The 16,383-nt window shown below is 73.4% G+C and carries 16 protein-coding genes, 1 pseudogene and 1 riboswitch; of the genes and pseudogenes, 4 read left to right on the top strand and 13 right to left on the bottom strand.

The features are described 5' to 3' along the window. Both ABEB00_RS22890 and ABEB00_RS22885 read right to left on the bottom strand, forming a co-directional pair. A pseudogene (locus ABEB00_RS22890) lies at window positions 1–431 on the bottom strand (metallophosphoesterase); the annotation flags it as partial. 39 nt (window positions 432–470) lie between these two features. Next, window positions 471–710 (bottom strand): SCO4848 family membrane protein, encoded by a 240-nt coding sequence (locus ABEB00_RS22885; RefSeq protein ID WP_345621930.1) that lies wholly within the window; start codon window positions 708–710, stop codon window positions 471–473. Between the two features lie 91 nt (window positions 711–801). Between ABEB00_RS22885 and ABEB00_RS22880 the strand changes: the two genes are divergently transcribed. Further along, the gene (locus tag ABEB00_RS22880) at window positions 802–2,097 is read left to right on the top strand and encodes a D-alanyl-D-alanine carboxypeptidase family protein (RefSeq protein ID WP_345621929.1); all 1,296 of its coding nucleotides are present in this window, start codon (window positions 802–804) and stop codon (window positions 2,095–2,097) included. Here the strand turns inward: ABEB00_RS22880 and ABEB00_RS22875 are convergent. Genes ABEB00_RS22875 through ABEB00_RS22860 form a run of 4 tightly spaced genes read right to left on the bottom strand, consistent with a single transcriptional unit; the run spans window position 2,045 to window position 4,854 of the window. Then, entirely contained in the window at window positions 2,045–2,953 is a 909-nt protein-coding gene (locus ABEB00_RS22875) for a YihY/virulence factor BrkB family protein (RefSeq protein ID WP_345621928.1), read from the bottom strand. The two genes, ABEB00_RS22880 and ABEB00_RS22875, sit on opposite strands and share 53 nt — an antisense overlap. Next, window positions 2,941–3,399, bottom strand: a complete 459-nt coding sequence (locus tag ABEB00_RS22870; RefSeq protein ID WP_345621927.1) for a GtrA family protein — start codon at window positions 3,397–3,399, stop codon at window positions 2,941–2,943. The genes ABEB00_RS22875 and ABEB00_RS22870 overlap by 13 nt, the downstream gene beginning before the upstream one ends. Next, window positions 3,393–4,340, bottom strand: coding sequence for a decaprenyl-phosphate phosphoribosyltransferase (locus tag ABEB00_RS22865; protein WP_345621926.1), 948 nt, complete (start codon window positions 4,338–4,340; stop codon window positions 3,393–3,395). The genes ABEB00_RS22870 and ABEB00_RS22865 overlap by 7 nt, the downstream gene beginning before the upstream one ends. Then, entirely contained in the window at window positions 4,333–4,854 is a 522-nt protein-coding gene (locus tag ABEB00_RS22860; protein WP_345621925.1) for a phosphatase PAP2 family protein, read from the bottom strand. The genes ABEB00_RS22865 and ABEB00_RS22860 overlap by 8 nt, the downstream gene beginning before the upstream one ends. Window positions 4,855–4,998: 144 nt before the next feature. Here ABEB00_RS22860 and dprE1 point away from each other — a divergent pair, with 144 nt between their 5' ends. Both dprE1 and dprE2 read left to right on the top strand, forming a co-directional pair. Further along, the gene (gene dprE1, locus ABEB00_RS22855) at window positions 4,999–6,423 is read left to right on the top strand and encodes a decaprenylphosphoryl-beta-D-ribose oxidase (protein WP_345621924.1); all 1,425 of its coding nucleotides are present in this window, start codon (window positions 4,999–5,001) and stop codon (window positions 6,421–6,423) included. Window positions 6,424–6,471: 48 nt separating this feature from the next. Next, window positions 6,472–7,227: a decaprenylphospho-beta-D-erythro-pentofuranosid-2-ulose 2-reductase gene (gene dprE2, locus ABEB00_RS22850; RefSeq protein WP_345621923.1), complete on the top strand. Its 756-nt coding sequence runs from the start codon at window positions 6,472–6,474 to the stop codon at window positions 7,225–7,227. Between the two features lie 18 nt (window positions 7,228–7,245). Here dprE2 and ABEB00_RS22845 read toward each other — a convergent pair whose 3' ends face one another. The 6 genes from ABEB00_RS22845 to pdxR all read right to left on the bottom strand — a co-directional run bounded on the left by ABEB00_RS22845 (window position 7,246) and on the right by pdxR (window position 13,827). Beyond that, window positions 7,246–7,824 (bottom strand): 2'-5' RNA ligase family protein, encoded by a 579-nt coding sequence (locus ABEB00_RS22845; RefSeq protein WP_345621921.1) that lies wholly within the window; start codon window positions 7,822–7,824, stop codon window positions 7,246–7,248. Between the two features lie 106 nt (window positions 7,825–7,930). Continuing rightward, the gene (gene trpS, locus ABEB00_RS22840) at window positions 7,931–8,944 is read right to left on the bottom strand and encodes a tryptophan--tRNA ligase (protein WP_345621919.1); all 1,014 of its coding nucleotides are present in this window, start codon (window positions 8,942–8,944) and stop codon (window positions 7,931–7,933) included. A 96-nt stretch (window positions 8,945–9,040) separates the two neighbouring features. Beyond that, complete coding sequence (locus ABEB00_RS22835; protein ID WP_345621917.1) at window positions 9,041–10,495, bottom strand: glycine hydroxymethyltransferase; 1,455 nt, start codon at window positions 10,493–10,495, stop codon at window positions 9,041–9,043. A 32-nt stretch (window positions 10,496–10,527) separates the two neighbouring features. After that, window positions 10,528–10,617, bottom strand: a riboswitch (ZMP/ZTP riboswitch). A 102-nt stretch (window positions 10,618–10,719) separates the two neighbouring features. Then, window positions 10,720–11,904, bottom strand: coding sequence for a glutathionylspermidine synthase family protein (locus tag ABEB00_RS22830; protein WP_345621916.1), 1,185 nt, complete (start codon window positions 11,902–11,904; stop codon window positions 10,720–10,722). 40 nt (window positions 11,905–11,944) lie between these two features. After that, window positions 11,945–12,346, bottom strand: coding sequence for a hypothetical protein (locus ABEB00_RS22825; protein WP_345621914.1), 402 nt, complete (start codon window positions 12,344–12,346; stop codon window positions 11,945–11,947). A gap of 89 nt (window positions 12,347–12,435) precedes the next feature. Then, window positions 12,436–13,827, bottom strand: coding sequence for a MocR-like pyridoxine biosynthesis transcription factor PdxR (gene pdxR, locus ABEB00_RS22820; protein WP_345621913.1), 1,392 nt, complete (start codon window positions 13,825–13,827; stop codon window positions 12,436–12,438). Between the two features lie 47 nt (window positions 13,828–13,874). On the opposite strand from pdxR, the gene ABEB00_RS22815 reads away from it, so the two are divergent. After that, on the top strand, window positions 13,875–14,483 hold the full coding sequence (locus ABEB00_RS22815) for a carboxymuconolactone decarboxylase family protein (protein ID WP_345621911.1): 609 nt from the start codon (window positions 13,875–13,877) through the stop codon (window positions 14,481–14,483). A gap of 195 nt (window positions 14,484–14,678) precedes the next feature. Here the strand turns inward: ABEB00_RS22815 and ABEB00_RS22805 are convergent, their stop codons facing one another. Beyond that, window positions 14,679–16,220 (bottom strand): aldehyde dehydrogenase family protein, encoded by a 1,542-nt coding sequence (locus tag ABEB00_RS22805; RefSeq protein WP_345621910.1) that lies wholly within the window; start codon window positions 16,218–16,220, stop codon window positions 14,679–14,681. Window positions 16,221–16,383 lie beyond the last annotated feature (163 nt).

The raw sequence follows: 16,383 nt of genomic DNA, 5'->3' as shown, positions 1-16,383 counted from the left end.
GCACGCGTGGCGGACGAGACCCGGCCCGGCCCTCCCGGCGGCGCCGACGGGACGGCGTCCGGGGCCGCGTCGCTCCCGGGGGCCGGTGTCGCGGCGGCCCGGCCGGCCGCCCGCCGTTCCAGGAGGCGGCGCAGCAGCGGGCGTACCACCTCGCCCGCCAGGACGGCGAGCAGCAGGTAGATCGAGAGCGCGAGCCAGAGGAAGCCCGGCCAGGCCAGTACCCGCTGGAGCGTGAAGGGCGCGCCGGAACGCTCGGCGACGAGCGCGCCGATCGCGAGCACCCACCCGCCGGCGATCACCGCGGCGCCGGTGCGGCGCACCCACCCCGGCCCCCGGGTCGTGTCGTGGAACAGGCGCCGCCACACGTACCAGTTGGCCGTCACCAGGACGCCCAGCACCAGTATCGCGGCCAGCGCGAAGACGACCACCATGCCGTCGTACCCCTTCGGTTGTGACGCTCCGCGCGCCGGTTATGACGTCCGGCGCAGTGCGCGCAGACCACGCAACCCGATGAGCCCCACGACCGTCCCCAGTACGAAGGAGACGACGGCGAGCAGCAGGTGGACCCAGAAGTACGCCGTGGGATCGCCGTCCTCGAACGCGAGCCCGCTGCCGTCCTCGACGAGGTTTTTGACGAAAGTGATCCAGATGATCCAGCTCCACACCCCGAAGACGAGCAGGAACCAGGAGACGGGGCGGCTGAGCTTCATGTACTCAGTATCGCCGTCGCCTGTCCGGAACCGTGTCCGGGGTGGGGAGGGGGGTGGGACACCGCCGGGACCTGGAGGTACGTTTCCGATCGTGCCCGCACCCAAGAAGACCGCCGGTAAGTCCCTGCTGGTCGCCTCCGCCGTCCTGACCACCGTCTCGTCCCTCGCGCTGGCCGCACCGGTCGCGCAGGCGGCGCCGAGCCCCTCGGGGAGTCCGTCGGCCACTCCTCCGGTCCGGATGTCGGGCCTGGGCGGTGCCCGGCTCGGGCGGCCCGGCACGCAGGTCGACCTCGCGGCCGGGGTGCCCGTCCTGCCCAAGGACGTCACCGCCCGCTCGTGGATCGTCTCCGACGCCGAGTCCGGCGAGGTGCTGGCCGCGCACAACGCGCACTGGCCGCTGGCCCCCGCGAGCACCCTGAAGATGCTGTTCGCGGACACGCTGCTGCCGAAGTTCCCGAAGACGCAGGAGCACCAGGTCGCCCCGTCCGACCTGGCGGACATCGGCCCCGGCTCCAGCATGGTCGGCATAAAGGAGAAGGAGACGTACACCGTCCACGACCTGTGGCTCGGGGTCTTCCTGCGCTCCGGCAACGACGCCGTGCACGTGCTGTCGGCGATGAACGGCGGCGTGGACGAGACGGTCGCGGACATGAACGCGCACGCCGAGGAGTTGCAGGCGCTGGACACCGAGGTGGTCAGCCCCGACGGCTACGACGCCCCGCACCAGGTCTCCTCCGCCTACGACCTCACCCTGTTCGCCCGCTCCGGGCTGCAGAAGAAGGACTTCCGCGAGTACTGCTCGACGGTCAGCACCAAGTTCCCGGGCGAGACGACGAAGAACAAGAAGGGCCGGACCACGCGCGGCACCTTCGAGATCCAGAACACCAACCGGCTGCTGACCGGCGACACGGACGTCGACGTCTACGAGGGCATCGCCGGGGTGAAGAACGGCAACACCACCAACGCGGGCGCCACCTTCACCGGCGTCGCCGAGCGGAACGGCAAGGTGCTGCTCGTCACGGTGATGAACCCGGAGAAGAGCGAGCACAACGAGGTGTACAAGGAGACCGCGAAGCTCTTCGACTGGGGTTTCGAGGCGGCCGGCAAGGTCGAGCCGGTGGGTGAGCTGGTGCCGCCGAAGAACGCCGGGGCGAGCGCCGCGCCCAGCGCCGGTGTCGCGGTCGGGGGCGGTGAGGCCGGCGGGGCGGGCCGGGCGGGCGTGGGCGCGAAACCGGTGACGAGCGCCGCCGCCGGGGGCGGCGGGGGTGGCAAGGTCACCGCGCTGGCGATCGCGGGCGGGCTGCTGGTGCTGCTCGCGGGCGGCGTGTTCCTGATCAACCGCCGATGGCCGCTGCCGGATCTGGTACGCCGTCGGACCCGCCCCTGAGTTCCGTCTCCTTGCTGCCCGTCGCCGTCCAGGCGGCGCAGAACAGCACCAGCTTCGAGGTGAAGTTGATCCACAGCAGCAGGGCGACGGGCACGCCGAACGCGCCGTACATGCTCTTGGCGGCCACGTCCTGCATGTAGCTGCTCAGCAGCAGCTTGAGCAGTTCGAAGCCGAGCGCGCCGATCAGCGCGGCCACCAGCAGGCGGCGGCGCTCCGGTTCGGCGCCGGGCAGCAGCGTCAGGACGTACAGCAGGACCAGGAAGTCGGCGCAGACGGCGACGGCGAAGGCGGCGATGTGGAGCAGCACCCCGCCGACGCCGCCCTCGTCCATGCCGAGCTGCCGGACCGTCCAGCTCACCAGGGCGGAGGCGACGGTGGACAGGACGAGGGTGGCCAGGAGGGCGCCGCCGAGGCCGAGCAGGACGCCGCCGTCCTTGATCCGGTGCACGACCAGGTTGTCGTCCTTGTCGGGCAGCTCCCACACCGCGCGCAGGCAGTCGCGCGCCGAGTCGATCCAGTTGATGCCGGTGAAGAGCAGCAGGGCGCCGGCGATCACTCCGACGGTGCCGGCGTTCTGCACCAGGCCCTCGATGTCCAACTGGTCGGCGATGCCCGGGATCTGCTCGGCGATCGTGTCCTGGATCTCGTCCTGCTGCCTCCCGCTGAGGGTGGCGGCGGCGACCGCGGCGGCCAGCGAGAGCAGCGGGAAGAGCGCGATGAAGCTGGTGAAGGTCATGGCGGCGGCGAGCCGGGTCCACTTCACCCGGTCCAGGCGCTCGTAGGACCGCCACGCGTGCGTGGTCATCAGCCGTGCCACCCACGGTCCCACCAGGGGAAGCCTTTTCAGCCAGTCCATGATCCGATCCTGCCCCGACTCCGCTCGGTCCATGACGGGTGGCCCCCCGCGGCACGGAAGACCAGTGTCCGGGTGCCCCAGAAACGCAGCAGGGTGGCCAGCGTCATGCCGATTCCCGCGCCGGAGACGGTGTCGGCGCGCTGCGAGGTGAAGCCGAGGCCGTAGTGGCTGACGGCCAGGCAGCCCACCTGGACGGCGGCTCCGGCGAGGTTCACCGCGAAGAAGAGGGCGTACGACCGGGCTCCGCGCGTGCGCGTGTGCCGGTAGGTGCCGAGCGCGTGGCCGGCGTACGCGACCGAGCAGCCGGCGAGGAAGGAGAGCGCCTTGGCGGTGAGCGGGTCCAGTCCCGCCGGTCCGCGCAGCAGGGTGAACAGGCCGAGGTCGGCGGCGTAGGCGAGGAGTCCGACGCAGGCGAAGGAGAGCAGTTCCCGGCGGTCGGCTACCAATTGCCGACCGCCGCGGCGTACATCGCCGCCCAGACCAGGCCGATGCAGGCCAGGGCCCGGTCGCGCAGCACGACGTCCTCGGGCTCGCCGGCGGTGCCGCGGTCGGCGAAGACGGCGTACCTGAGGACGGCCAGGATGAAGGCGATCATGGAGAGTTGCCGCCAGGGCAGCACGCTGGTGTGCGGGACCCCGCCCTCCTCCAGGGCCCACAGGCAGTAGCCGAGGACGGCGACACCGGCCGCGAGCTGCCAGACGAACCGCAGGTAGCCGGTGGTGTACTCGGTGAGCAGCGCACGCGTGGCGCCCGGCTTCCCGGCCATCTGCACGGCTTCCGAGTAGCGCTTGGCGGAGACCATGAAGAGCGCGCCGAAGCCGGTGGTGATCAGAAACCAGCGGCTCAGGGGGATGCCGAGGGCGAGTCCGCCGATCACCGCGCGCATCAGGAAGCCGGTCGTGACGACGACGAGGTCGACCACCAGGACGTGCTTGAGGGCGAGGCAGTACGCCAGTTGCATGACCAGGTAGGCGGTCAGCAGGGCCGCGACCGCCGGTGAGCAGAGCCGGGCGGCCGCGAGGGGGGCGAGGACGCCGAGGGCGCCTCCCGCGGCGTACGCGACGGGTACGGGGACCCGGCCGGCGGCGACCGGGCGGTGCCGTTTGACCGGGTGGGCGCGGTCGGCCTCGGCGTCGCGGGCGTCGTTGACGAGGTAGACGGCGCTCGCGCAGGCGGTGAACAGGACGAAGACCAGGGCGAGGCGGCCCAGGGCGGGCGCGGAGGACAGTTCCCCGGCGGCTGCCGGGGCGGCGAGGACGAGGACGTTCTTGACCCACTGCCGGGGGCGTGCGGTGCGGACCAGGCCGCCCAGCAGGCCGCCGTAGCGGGGCGGGGCGGGGCGCTGCCGTTCGTCGCCGCGCTGTCCGAGGACCACCGTCTCAGTCACGGGCGCCGCCCCGCATCCAGTCGGCGCCCAGCGTGGCGGTGAGGGCGCCCAGCGCGGCGCCCGCCGCCACGTCGGAGGGGTAGTGGACGCCGCTGACCAGCCGGGACAGGCAGACCGCGGCGGCGACCGGCCAGACGGCGCGTACCCCGAGGGCGCCGAAGGCGAGGGCGGCGGCGGTGGCCGAGGTGGCGTGCGCGCTGGGGAAGGAGTACCGGCCGGCGGTGCGCATCAGGGGCCGGACGTGCGCGGGGCGCGGGCGGCGCACGACGCGCTTCACGCCCATGCCGGCGAGGTGGGCGCCCGCGGTGAGGGCGGTGCCGCGCAGCCAGGCGCCGCGCCGGGCGCCGTCCACGGCGGCTCCGGTGAGCCCGGCCGCGAGCCACAGCGCCCCGTGCTCGCCGGCGAAGGACAGGGCGCGGGCGGCACCGGCGACGCGGGGGTCGGCGGCGTACGCCGTGAGCGCCGAGACGATCCGGTGGTCCAGGTCGTCGGGGTGGTCGTCGAGGTCGTCCATGTGGACCCACTGTTCACCTCCGTACCGCCGGAACTCCGGAAAAACTCCGGCACTATTGAGCGACATCCCATTAATCACCCATTTCGGGGATGCAGTGGATGTTTCAGAACGAATGAGTGACAAAGGGGCGATACGGTCACCGCCATGTCCGCCGACACCGCTCCTCCCGCCGAAGGGGGCCCCGCCGTCGACCCGGGGCCCGTCGATCCGGGGCCCGTCACCTCGTGGGGGCCCGTCACCGGGTGGGGCCGCACCGCGCCCACCGCCGCCCTTCTGATCCGCCCCCGGACGTACGAGGAGGCGGCCGTCGCCGTCCGCGAGTGCGGCGCGCGGGGCGCCATCCCCCGGGGTCTTGGCCGGGCGTACGGCGACGCGGCGCAGAACGCGGGCGGCGCCGTGCTGGACATGACCGGCCTGGACCGCATCCACGCCATCGACGTCGAGGGCGGCACGGTGCTGTGCGACGCGGGTGTCTCCCTGCACCGGCTCATGGAGGTGCTGCTGCCGCTCGGCTGGTTCGTGCCGGTGACCCCCGGCACCCGGTACGTCACCGTCGGCGGGGCCGTCGGCGCCGACATCCACGGCAAGAACCACCACGTCGGCGGCGGTTTCTCCCGGCATGTGCTCGCCCTGGAGCTGCTCACCGCCGACGGGCGGGTGCGGAGCGTGGCGCGGGGCACGCCGCTGTTCGAGGCGACCACCGGCGGCATGGGCCTGACCGGCGTGATCCTCACCGCGACGGTGCGGCTCCAGCCGGTGCGGACCTCCCTGATGCTGGTGGACACCGAACGCGCCGACGACCTCGACGACCTGATGGCACGGCTCGCCGCCACCGACCACCGCTACCGTTACTCGGTCGCCTGGATCGACCTCCTCGCGCGCGGCGCCGCCACCGGGCGGGCCGTGCTCACGCGTGGCGACCACGCCCCCCTGGACGCGCTGCCCCGCCGCGCGCGGGCGCGGCGTGACCCGCTGGCCTTCCGCACCTCCCGGCTTCCGGCCGCCCCCTCCTTCGTCCCGGAGGGCCTGCTGACCCGGACGACGGTGGGCCTCTTCAACGAGTTCTGGTACCGCAAGGCCCCCCGGGCACGGACCGGCCGCCTCCAGCCCCTCCCGGCCTTCTTCCACCCCCTGGACGGTGTCCCGCACTGGAACCGGATCTACGGCCGCGGCGGCTTCGTCCAGTACCAGTTCGTCGTCGGCCACGGCCAGGAGGAGGCGCTGCACCGCATCGTGCGCCGGATCTCCGAGCGGCGCTGCCCGTCCTTCCTGGCGGTCCTCAAACGCTTCGGCGACGCCGACCCGGGCTGGCTCTCCTTCCCGGTGCCCGGCTGGACGCTGGCCCTGGACATCCCGGCCGGCCTGCCCGGTCTCGGCGCCTTCCTGGACGAGCTGGACGAGGAGGTGGCGGCGGCCGGCGGCCGGGTCTACCTCGCCAAGGACTCCCGGCTCCGCCCCGAACTGCTCACCGCGATGTATCCGCGCGTGGACGACTTCCGCGCCCTGCGCGCGGAACTGGACCCGCGCGGGGTGTTCACGTCCGACCTGTCCCGCCGGCTCGCTCTGTGAACCGGCCCGGGTAAACCCCTCAGCCCCTCCAAGAGATCAGGAGCCGCCGTGAAGGACGCCTTCGGCCTCCCCCAGTCCCTTCTCGTCCTCGGCGGTACGTCCGAGATCGCGCTGGCCACCGCGCGGCGCCTGATCGGCCGCCGCACCCGCACCGTCTGGCTGGCCGGCCGCCCCTCCCCCGGTCTCGACCTGGCCGCCGAGGAGCTGCGCGGACTCGGCGCCGAGGTCCGCACCGTCGCCTTCGACGCCCTGGACCCGGAGTCCCACGAGACCGTGCTCGGCAAGGTCTTCGCGGAGGGCGACGTCGACATGGTGCTGCTCGCCTTCGGCATCCTCGGCGACCAGGCGCACGACGAACGGCAGCCGGTGAGCGCCGTGCGGGTCGCCCAGACCAACTACACCGGCGCCGTCTCCGCCGGCCTGGTCGGCGCCGCCGCGCTCCAGGCGCAGGGCCACGGCTCGCTGGTCGTGCTCTCCTCCGTCGCCGGGGAGCGGGCCCGCCGCGCCAACTTCATCTACGGCTCCAGCAAGGCCGGCCTGGACGCCTTCGCCCAGGGGTTGGGCGACGCGCTGCACGGCACCGGCGTGCACGTCATGGTCGTACGCCCCGGCTTCGTCCGGTCGCGGATGACCGAGGGCCTGCCGGAGGCGCCGCTGGCGACCACCCCGGAGGCGGTCGCCGCGGCCGTGGAGCTGGGGCTGCGGCGGCGCTCGGAGACGGTGTGGGTGCCGGGCGCGCTGCGCCTGGTGATGTCCGCCCTGCGGCACCTGCCGCGGGGGGTGTTCCGGCGCCTGCCGGCGTAGCCGGACGAGGGTGCCGGGTCAGCGCGTGGGAAGTGAGCCGCGTTCGGCGTGGCCGCCCTGGGGCGGGACGACCGTGCTGCCGAAGGGGAACTCGCGCAGCTTGCGCCAGACCCCGTCGGCGCCCTGCTCGTAGAGCGCGAACCCGGTGCACGGCCACTCGGCCGTGTAGTCGGCCAGCTCCTCGAAGGCGCGGTCCATCGCCGCCTCCTCGATGCCGTGCGCCACCGTGACGTGCGGGTGGTACGGGAACTGCAGGTCGCGGGCGACCGGCCCGGAGGCGTCGCGGACCTGCTTCTGCAGCCAGGTGCAGGACTCGGCGCCCGCCACCACCTGGACGAAGACGACCGGCGACAGGGGACGGAACGTCCCGGTGCCGGAGAGCCGCATCGGGAAGGGCCGCCCGGCGGCCGCCACCTCCGCGAGGTGCGCCTCGATCGAGAGCAGCGCCGCGGCGTCGACCTCCGTCGGCGGCAACAGGGTGACGTGCGTGGGGATGCCGTGCGCGGCGGCGTCGCCGAAGCCCGCGCGCAGCTCCTGAAGCCGGCTGCCGTGGGGCTCCGGGACCGCGATCGACACGCCGATCGTTACGGTCCCCACGTCGTCTCCTGTCTTCTCATCGGTGTCGCCTTGTTGTCGACTGTACGGCCACGGCCGGGCCCCGGGCAGGCGCAGCCGACGTGATGTGCGGCGCGTGCGGGCGCGTTCAGTGCTTGGCGGGCAGGAAACCCACCCGCTCGTAGGTCCGGGAGAGGGTTTCCGCGGCGACGGCCCGCGCCTTCTCCGCGCCCTTGGCCAGGAGCGAGTCGAGCGTCTCCGGGTCGTCCAGGTAGCTCTGGGTGCGCTCCCGGAACGGTGTCACGAAGTCGACCACGACCTCGGAGAGGTCCGTCTTGAGCGCGCCGTAGCCCTTGCCCGCGTACTTCTCCTCCAGTTCCGCGATGCCCGCCCCGGTGAGGGTCGAGTAGATGGTGAGGAGGTTGCTGACGCCGGGCTTGGCGGCGGGGTCGTAGCGGACGACCGTGTCGGTGTCGGTGACGGCGCCCCTGACCTTCTTGGCGGTGGTCTTCGGTTCGTCCAGCAGGTTGATCAGGCCCTTGGGTGTGGACGCCGACTTGCTCATCTTGGCCGACGGCTCCTGGAGGTCGAAGATCTTCGCCGTCTCCTTGAGGATGTACGGCTCGGGGACCGTGAAGGTCTCCCCGAAGCGGCCGTTGAAACGCTCGGCGAGGTCGCGGGTCAGCTCGATGTGCTGGCGCTGGTCCTCGCCGACCGGGACCTCGTGGGCCTGGTAGAGGAGGATGTCCGCGACCTGGAGGATCGGGTAGGTGAACAGGCCCACGGAGGCCCGCTCGGCGCCCTGCTTGGCGGACTTGTCCTTGAACTGGGTCATGCGGCCGGCCTCGCCGAAGCCGGTCAGGCAGTTCATGATCCAGGCGAGCTGGGCGTGCTCGGGGACGTGGCTCTGGACGAAGAGCGTGCAGCGGTCCGGGTCGAGCCCGGCGGCCAGGAGCTGCGCGGCGGCCAGCCGGGTGTTGGCCCGCAGTTCCCTCGGGTCCTGCGGGACCGTGATCGCGTGCAGGTCGACGACCATGTAGAACGCGTCGTGGGTCTCTTGCAGGGCCACCCACTGGCGGACCGCGCCCAGGTAGTTGCCGAGGTGGAACGAGCCGGCGGTGGGCTGGATTCCGGAGAGCACGCGGGGACGTTCAGAGGCCATGCCCGTCATTCTCTCAGGTTCCGCGGGCCGCTCCGGAACGGGCCGGGCACCGGCCGGGCACGAGGGGGAAACGATCGTGCCCGGCGGGGTCACGGATCAGCCGAGGTCGATCTCCGGGTACAGCGGGAAGCCGGCCACCAGGTCGGTGGCGCGCCGGGAGATCTCGTCCGCGACCTTCGGGTCCAGGACGTGCTGGGCCTTGGAGGGGGCGCCCGACTTGGTGGTGCCGGGCCCGGTGGCGGTCAGGACGCGGTCGATGAGGCCGGCGACCTCGTCCATCTCGGCGGTGCCCAGGCCGCGGGTGGTCAGGGCGGGGGTGCCGATCCGGATGCCGGAGGTGTACCAGGCGCCGTTGGGGTCGGCCGGGACGGCGTTGCGGTTGGTGACGATGCCGGAGTCGAGGAGCGCGGCCTCGGCCTGCCGGCCGGTGAGGCCGTAGGAGCCGGCGACGTCGATCAGGTTGAGGTGGTTGTCGGTGCCGCCGGTGACCAGGGTGGCGCCGCGCTTGAGCAGGCCCTCGGCGAGCGCGCGGGCGTTGTCCACGATGCGCTGGGCGTAGTCCTGGAAGGCGGGCTGCCGGGCCTCGGCGAGGGCGACGGCCTTGGCGGCCATGACGTGCGGGAGCGGGCCGCCGAGGACCATGGGGCAGCCGCGGTCGACCTGGTCCTTGAGGGAGTCGTCGCACAGCACCATGCCGCCGCGCGGGCCGCGCAGCGACTTGTGGGTGGTGGTGGTGACGATCTGGGCGTGCGGGACCGGGTCGAAGTCGCCGGTCAGCACCTTGCCGGCGACGAGGCCGGCGAAGTGCGCCATGTCCACCATGAGCGTCGCGCCGACCTCGTCGGCGATCTCGCGCATGATCCGGAAGTTCACCAGCCGGGGGTAGGCGGAGTAGCCGGCGACGAGGATCAGCGGCTTGAACTCGCGGGCGGTGGCGCGCAGGGCCTCGTAGTCGATCAGGCCGGTGGCGGGGTCGGTGCCGTAGGAGCGCTGGTCGAACATCTTGCCGGAGATGTTCGGGCGGAAGCCGTGGGTGAGGTGGCCGCCGGCGTCCAGGGACATGCCGAGCATCCGCTGGTTGCCGAAGGCGCCGCGCAGTTCGGCCCAGTCGGCGTCGGTGAGGTCGTTGATCTGGCGGACGCCGGTCTTCCGCAGGAAGGGCACCTCGACGCGGGCGCCGAGGACGGCCCAGAAGGCGACGAGGTTGGCGTCGATGCCGGAGTGCGGCTGGACGTAGGCGTGGCGGGCGCCGAACAGCTCCCTGGCGTGCTCGGCGGCCAGCGACTCGACGGTGTCGACGTTGCGGCAGCCGGCGTAGAAGCGGCGGCCGACGGTGCCCTCGGCGTACTTGTCGCTGAACCAGTTGCCCATCGCCAGGAGGGTGGCCGGGGAGGCGTAGTTCTCGGAGGCGATCAGCTTGAGCATCTCGCGCTGGTCGGCGACCTCCTGCCCGATGGCGTCGGCGACGCGCGGCTCGACGGCGCGGATCACGTCGAGGGCGGCGCGGTAGGCGGTGGACGCGGGGGACAGGGGCGCGGACGTGTCAGACATCGGGGACCTCCGGACGTGGCGTTCGGCGTACACGGTTCGGCCCAGGCGCACGGCACACATTCCCGTTCGGGCCGCTCCCCGATGGTCGGTCCCATCCCAGCGCGCCAGTCACGGCCCCGCCGTCAGCCTACCGGACCGCGTCCGCCGGGGGCCGGACGGCCGCCACGGGCTGCCGTACGGCCGTCATCGGCTGCCGTACGGCCGTCACCGGTTGCCGTACGCCGTCACAGGATCACGTGCGGCAGGAAGCGGGCGTACTCGTCGGTGATCAGGCCGGCCGACTCCCGGATGCCGAGGCCCGCCGACTCGTTCTCCACCACCCAGGCGCCGAGGACCACGCGGTTGCCGTCGAAGTCGGGCAGCGGGGCCAGCTCCTGGTAGCAGCAGGGTTCGTCGCGGGGGCCGGGGGCGGTGCCGGCCTGGTGGATCGTGACGCCCGCGCCCTCGCGGCCCAGGAGGGGCTTGGCGACCCAGCCGGTGCCGCCGGCCAGCTCGCGGGGGCCGTCCAGGTAGGCCGGGAGGAGGTGGGGGTGGCCGGGGTACAGCTCCCAGAGGATGGCGAGCAGGGCCTTGTTGCTGAGCAGCATCTTCCAGGCGGGTTCGATCCACAGGGTGGTGCCGGTGCCGCCGCCGTTGTCGAGGGTGTCCAGGACGTGGCCGGCGAAGCGGTCGGTGGTGAGCCACTCCCACGGGTAGAGCTTGAAGCAGCTTCGGATGAAGCGGAGCCTGTTGTCGACGAAGCGGCCGGAGAGGCGGTCCCAGCCGATCTCCTCCACGGAGATCCAGTCGGTCTCCAGGCCGGCCTGCTCGGCGGTCTCCTTGAGGTAGGCGACGGTCATGAGGTCCTCGCCGAGTTCGTCGGCGGAGGAGTGCGCGAAGTACAGGGGGCTGCCCGGGGGCAGCAGGGCGGCCTGCTTCTTCCAGGCGTCGATCAGCCGCTCGTGCAGGGAGTTCCACTGGTCGGCGCCGGGGAAGCGCTCCTCCATCCAGAACCACTGCGGGGACGCCGCCTCGACCAGGGAGGTGGGGGTGTCGGCGTTGTACTCCAGCAGCTTGGCCGGGCCGGTGCCGTCGTACCGCAGGTCGAAGCGGGCGTAGACGGAGGGGAGTTCGGCGCGGCGCCGCCAGGCCTCGGCGACCGCGCGGGCCACCTGGGGGTCGGTGATGCCGAGGTCGGCGAAGCGGTCGGCGGCGACGATGTGCTCGGCGGCGGCCAGGCACATCCGGTGCAGTTCCTCGACCGTCTCCTCCAGCGCCTCGATCTCCGCCAGGGAGAAGACGTAGTAGGCGCTCTCGTCCCAGTAGGGGCGCAGGGAGCCGTCGGGGTAGCGGGTGAGGGGGTAGATCAGCCCCTGTTCCTCGACGGTCTGCTGCCAGCCGGGGCGGGGCTCGATGGTGCGGCGTTCCATGGGCGCGTCCTCGCTTCGCGGGCGGTGTGCGGCGGCCGGCTCAGCCGCCGCCGCTGCCGGACGAGGAGCAGCCGAGGCCGCCGCGGTCGACGGCCTCGTCGCGGCTGAAGGTGCCGTCGTCGGCGTAGCCGCGGCTGACGTCGGCGTCGTAGTACCAGTCGGCGTCGGAGACGGTGGAGCGGACGTTCCCCTTGCCCTTGCCCTTGCCCTTGCTCTTGCCCTTGCCCTTGCTCTTGCCCTTGCTGACGGAGCCCGAGGAACCGCTGCCGGAGTTGCAGTTCTTGTCGGCGACGACCTTGTAGCCGTTGGTGAAGTCGTAGCTGTCGCGGTCGACGCAGCGGCGGTCCGGGTCCGAACCGCACGCGCTCAGGGTCGCCGCGAGGACTCCCATCCCGCCGAGCACCACCGTGCTCGACCGCAGCCGCCGCCGGGTCTCCGCCATGTTCCTGTCTCCCCGTCGTCCGGTCGTATGAAGGCAGTACGAAAGGCAGTTGGGCCGTTCAGGTGTACGGCCACCGCCGGGGGTGGATGCTACGGCAGTACGCGGCACAGGGCGTCGAGCGCCCCCGTCCAGGCGTGGTCGGGCGGGGTGCCGTAGCCGACGACGACGGCGTCGAGCGGGTCGAGCACCGCCTGCGGGTGGCGGAACCTGGCCAGGCCGTACAGGGCGATGTTCTGCCAGGTGGCGAGACGGACGACGGAGCGTTCGGTGCCGGCGGGCAGGCGGAGCACGGCGTGCTGGCCGGCCGCGATGCCGGTGGCCCGGGTTCCGGGAGCGCGGGCGGCGAGCGCGGTGACCAGGGCGTCGCGGCGGCGGCGGTAGCGCAGGCGGGCGGCGCGCAGATGCCGGTCGTAGGCGCCGGAGGTGAGGAACTCGGCGAGGGTGAGCTGCTCCAGGGCGCCGCAGACGTCGACGTGTCCCTTGGCGGCCACCACCTCGTCGACGAACCCCGGGGGGAGCACCGCCCAGCCCAGGCGCAGGCCGGGGGCGAGGGACTTGCTGGCGGTGCCGAGGTGGACGACGCGGTCGGGGTCGAGGCCCTGGAGGGCGCCGACGGGCTGGCGGTCGTAGCGGAACTCGCCGTCGTAGTCGTCCTCCAGGACCAGGGCGCCGGTGCGGCGGGCCCAGTCCACGACGGCCGCGCGCCGGTCGGGGTGGAGGGCCAGGCCCATGGGGAACTGGTGGGCGGGGGTGAGCAGCACCGCCCCGGCCTCCCCGGCGGGTGCGCGGGGGTCGGTGCCCAGGTCGTCGTAGGGCAGTGGGACGGTGCGCAGTCCGGCGGCGGTGAGCAGGTCGCGGTGGACGTCCAGGCCGTAGGACTCGACGGCGACGGTGTGCACGCCCCGGCTCCGCAGGGCCTGGCCGAGCAGCGACAGGGCGTGCGCGAAGCCGCCGCTGACCAGGATGTGCTCGGGGTGGGCGCGTACGCCTCGGGCCCGGGAGAGGTAGCCGGCGAGGGCGGCGCGCAGTTCGGGGCGGCCGCGCGGGTCGCCGTAGCCGAGGGCCTCGTGGGGGGCGGCGGTGAGGGCGCGGCGGGCGGCCTTGAGCCACTCGGCGCGGGGGAAGGAGGAGAGGTCGGGGTTGCCGGGGCGCAGGTCGTAGGCGGGGCGGGCGGGCGCCTCGGTGCGGGGCGCGGGGGCGGTGGGCGGGGTGGCGACCGCGCGGTCGGCGACCCGGGTGCCGGAGCCCTGGCGGGCGGTGAGCCAGCCCTCGGCGACGAGGTCGGCGTAGGCGTCGGCGACGGTGTTGCGGGCGATACCGAGGTCGGCGGCGAGGGTGCGGGAGGAGGGCAGCCGGGTGCGGGGGGCGAGGCGGCCGGTGCGGACGGCGTCGCGCAGGGCGTCGGTCAGTCCCCGGCGCAGGCCCGGACCGGTCGGTTCCAGATGCAGGTCGATGCCGAGAGTGGCCCAGGGTTCCGCCATGGAAATGGACCATACTCCTGGGCTGCTTCGTTCCTAGGGTCGAGACCATGACGACCACGACCACGACCACGACCGAGACCACCGGGACAGCGGGCGGCGGGACCGCGGGGGGCGGGACCGCCGGGACCGCGGGGGGCGGGACCGCCGGGACCGCGGGGGGCGGGGCCCCCGCCACCGGCCGTTACGCCGAGGAGCACCCGCCCCGCCTTCAGTGGGCCAAGCACGCCCCCGACGTGTACAAGGCGATGCTGGGGCTCGACGCCGCTGCCCGGCGGGGGCTGGACGGGAAGCTGTGCGAGCTGGTGAAGATCCGCGCCTCGCAGCTCAACCACTGCGCGTTCTGCCTGGACATGCACACCAAGGACGCGCTCGCGGCGGGCGAGAGCGTCGAGCGGATCGTGCAGCTCAGCGCCTGGGACGAGTCGCGGCACTTCTACACGGAGAAGGAGCTGGCGGCGATCGAGCTGACCGAGGCGGTCACCGTGCTGACCGACGGTTTCGTGCCGGACGAGGTGTACGGGAGGGCGGCCGCGCACTTCGAGGAGGCGGAGCTGACGCGGTTGATCGCCGCGATCACGGTGATCAACGCGTGGAACCGGTTCGGTGTGACCTGCCGGCTGGCGCCGGGGCACTACCGGGCGGGGCAGCACGCGTGACGGCTCGTACGACGCATCTGGACAGCCGGGGTCCGCTCCGCGATGCGGGCGGTGAGCGCCGCCGCGAAGAAGGGGTTCGGTGATCCGGCCCTCGCGGAGCCGGTGCGGATCCGCGCCTCGCGGATCAACCACTGCGCGTTCTGCCTCTGCGGCCGCTGGTCACGGGCCGGGAGGAGGCGGGGCGGGCCGGGTGGGTCAGCCGGTGAACCAGCGGACGGGCTTGGGCGCGAGGTTCTGGTAGACGTGTTTGCTCTCGCGGTACTCGGCGAGGCCCGCGGGGCCCAGTTCGCGGCCGGTGCCGCTCTTGCCGAAGCCGCCCCACTCCGCCTGCGGGAGGTAGGGGTGGAAGTCGTTGATCCATACGGTGCCGTGGCGCAGGCGTCCCGCGACCCGGCGCGCACGGCCCGCGTCGGCGGTCCAGACGGCGCCCGCGAGCCCGTACTCCGTGTCGTTGGCGAGGGCGACGGCCTCGTCCTCGGTGCGGAAGGTCTCGACGGTGAGGACCGGTCCGAAGACCTCCTCGCGGACCACCCGCATCTCCCGGTGGCAGTGGTCGAGGACGGTCGGTTCGTAGAAGTAGCCCTCGGCGGGGCGGACGGCGGACGGCTCGGGGCGGCGGCCGCCGCAGCGTGACAGGGCGCCCTCGGCGAGCGCGGAGGCGACGTACTCCTCGGTCCTGGCGCGCTGCGCCGCGGAGACGAGGGGGCCGCACTCGACGCCGTCCTCGGTGCCGCGGCCGAGGCGGATGCGGGCGGCGCGGCGGGCGAGTTCGGCGACGAAGCGTTCCCGCAGCGGCTCCTCGACGATGAGGCGGGAGCCGGCCGAGCAGACCTGGCCGCTGTGCAGGAACGCGGCGTTGAGGGCCTGGTCGACGGCGGTGTCGAAACCCTCGTCGGTGGCGCAGGCGTCGGCGAAGACGACATTGGGGTTCTTGCCGCCGAGTTCGAGGGCGACCTTCTTCACGGTGTCGGCGGCGGCCCGGGCCACCTTGACGCCGCTGGTCAGGCCGCCGGTGAAGGAGACCAGGTCGACGCCGGGGTGCTCGGCGAGCCGGGCGCCGACGGTGTGGCCGGGCCCGGTGACGAGGCCCGCGACCCCGGCCGGCAGCCCCGCCTCCACCAGCAGGCCGATCAGGGCGACCGTGGTCAGCGGGGTGATCTCGCTGGGCTTGAGTACGAAGGTGTTGCCGGCCGCGAGCGCGGGCGCGACCTTCCAGCTCGCCTGGAGCAGCGGATAGTTCCAGGGCGTGATCAGCGCGCAGACGCCGACGGGTTCGTGGACGACGACGCTGTGGATGTCGGGCGTGCCGGCGTCGACCACCCGGCCCGGTGCCTCGGCGGCGATCAGGTCGGCGAAGTAGCGGAAGGCGTCGGCGACGCAGTCCACGTCGACCCGGCCCTCCTCGACCGTCTTGCCCGCGTCCCGGCTCTCCAGCAGGCCGATCCGCTCCCGGTCGCGCGTGAGGAGAGCGGCGACGCGGCGCAGCAGGGCGGCGCGTTCGGCGACCGGGGTGTGGGGCCAGGGGCCCTCGTCGAAGGCGCGGCGCGCGGCGGCCACCGCGAGGTCGGCGTCCTGCTCGTCGCCCTCCGCGACGACGGCGAACGGCCGGGCGTCCGCCGGGTCCACGATCTCCCGCGTGGCACCGGAGGACGCGGCCCGCCACTCGCCGCCCACATGAACGGTCCGCTGCGCCCGCTCGGCCTGTGGTGCCGTTCCGTCCGCCGTGATGCGCGCCATGATCCGGTACGTACCTTCCCTCTTCGCTGTTCCCTCGGACCTCGGGGTCACCGAGGGACCCGTCCGGCGTGACCGGAAGGGCCCCCGGCCGGCGTGACCGGAAGGGCCCCCGTCCGGCGTGACCGGAAGGGCCCCCGTCCGGCGTACCGGAAGGGGGCCCGTC

The sequence above is a fragment of the Streptomyces ziwulingensis genome (genome assembly GCF_039542605.1).
Classification (GTDB): domain Bacteria; phylum Actinomycetota; class Actinomycetes; order Streptomycetales; family Streptomycetaceae; genus Streptomyces; species Streptomyces ziwulingensis.
This window is presented reverse-complemented; position numbering and strand designations above follow the sequence as displayed.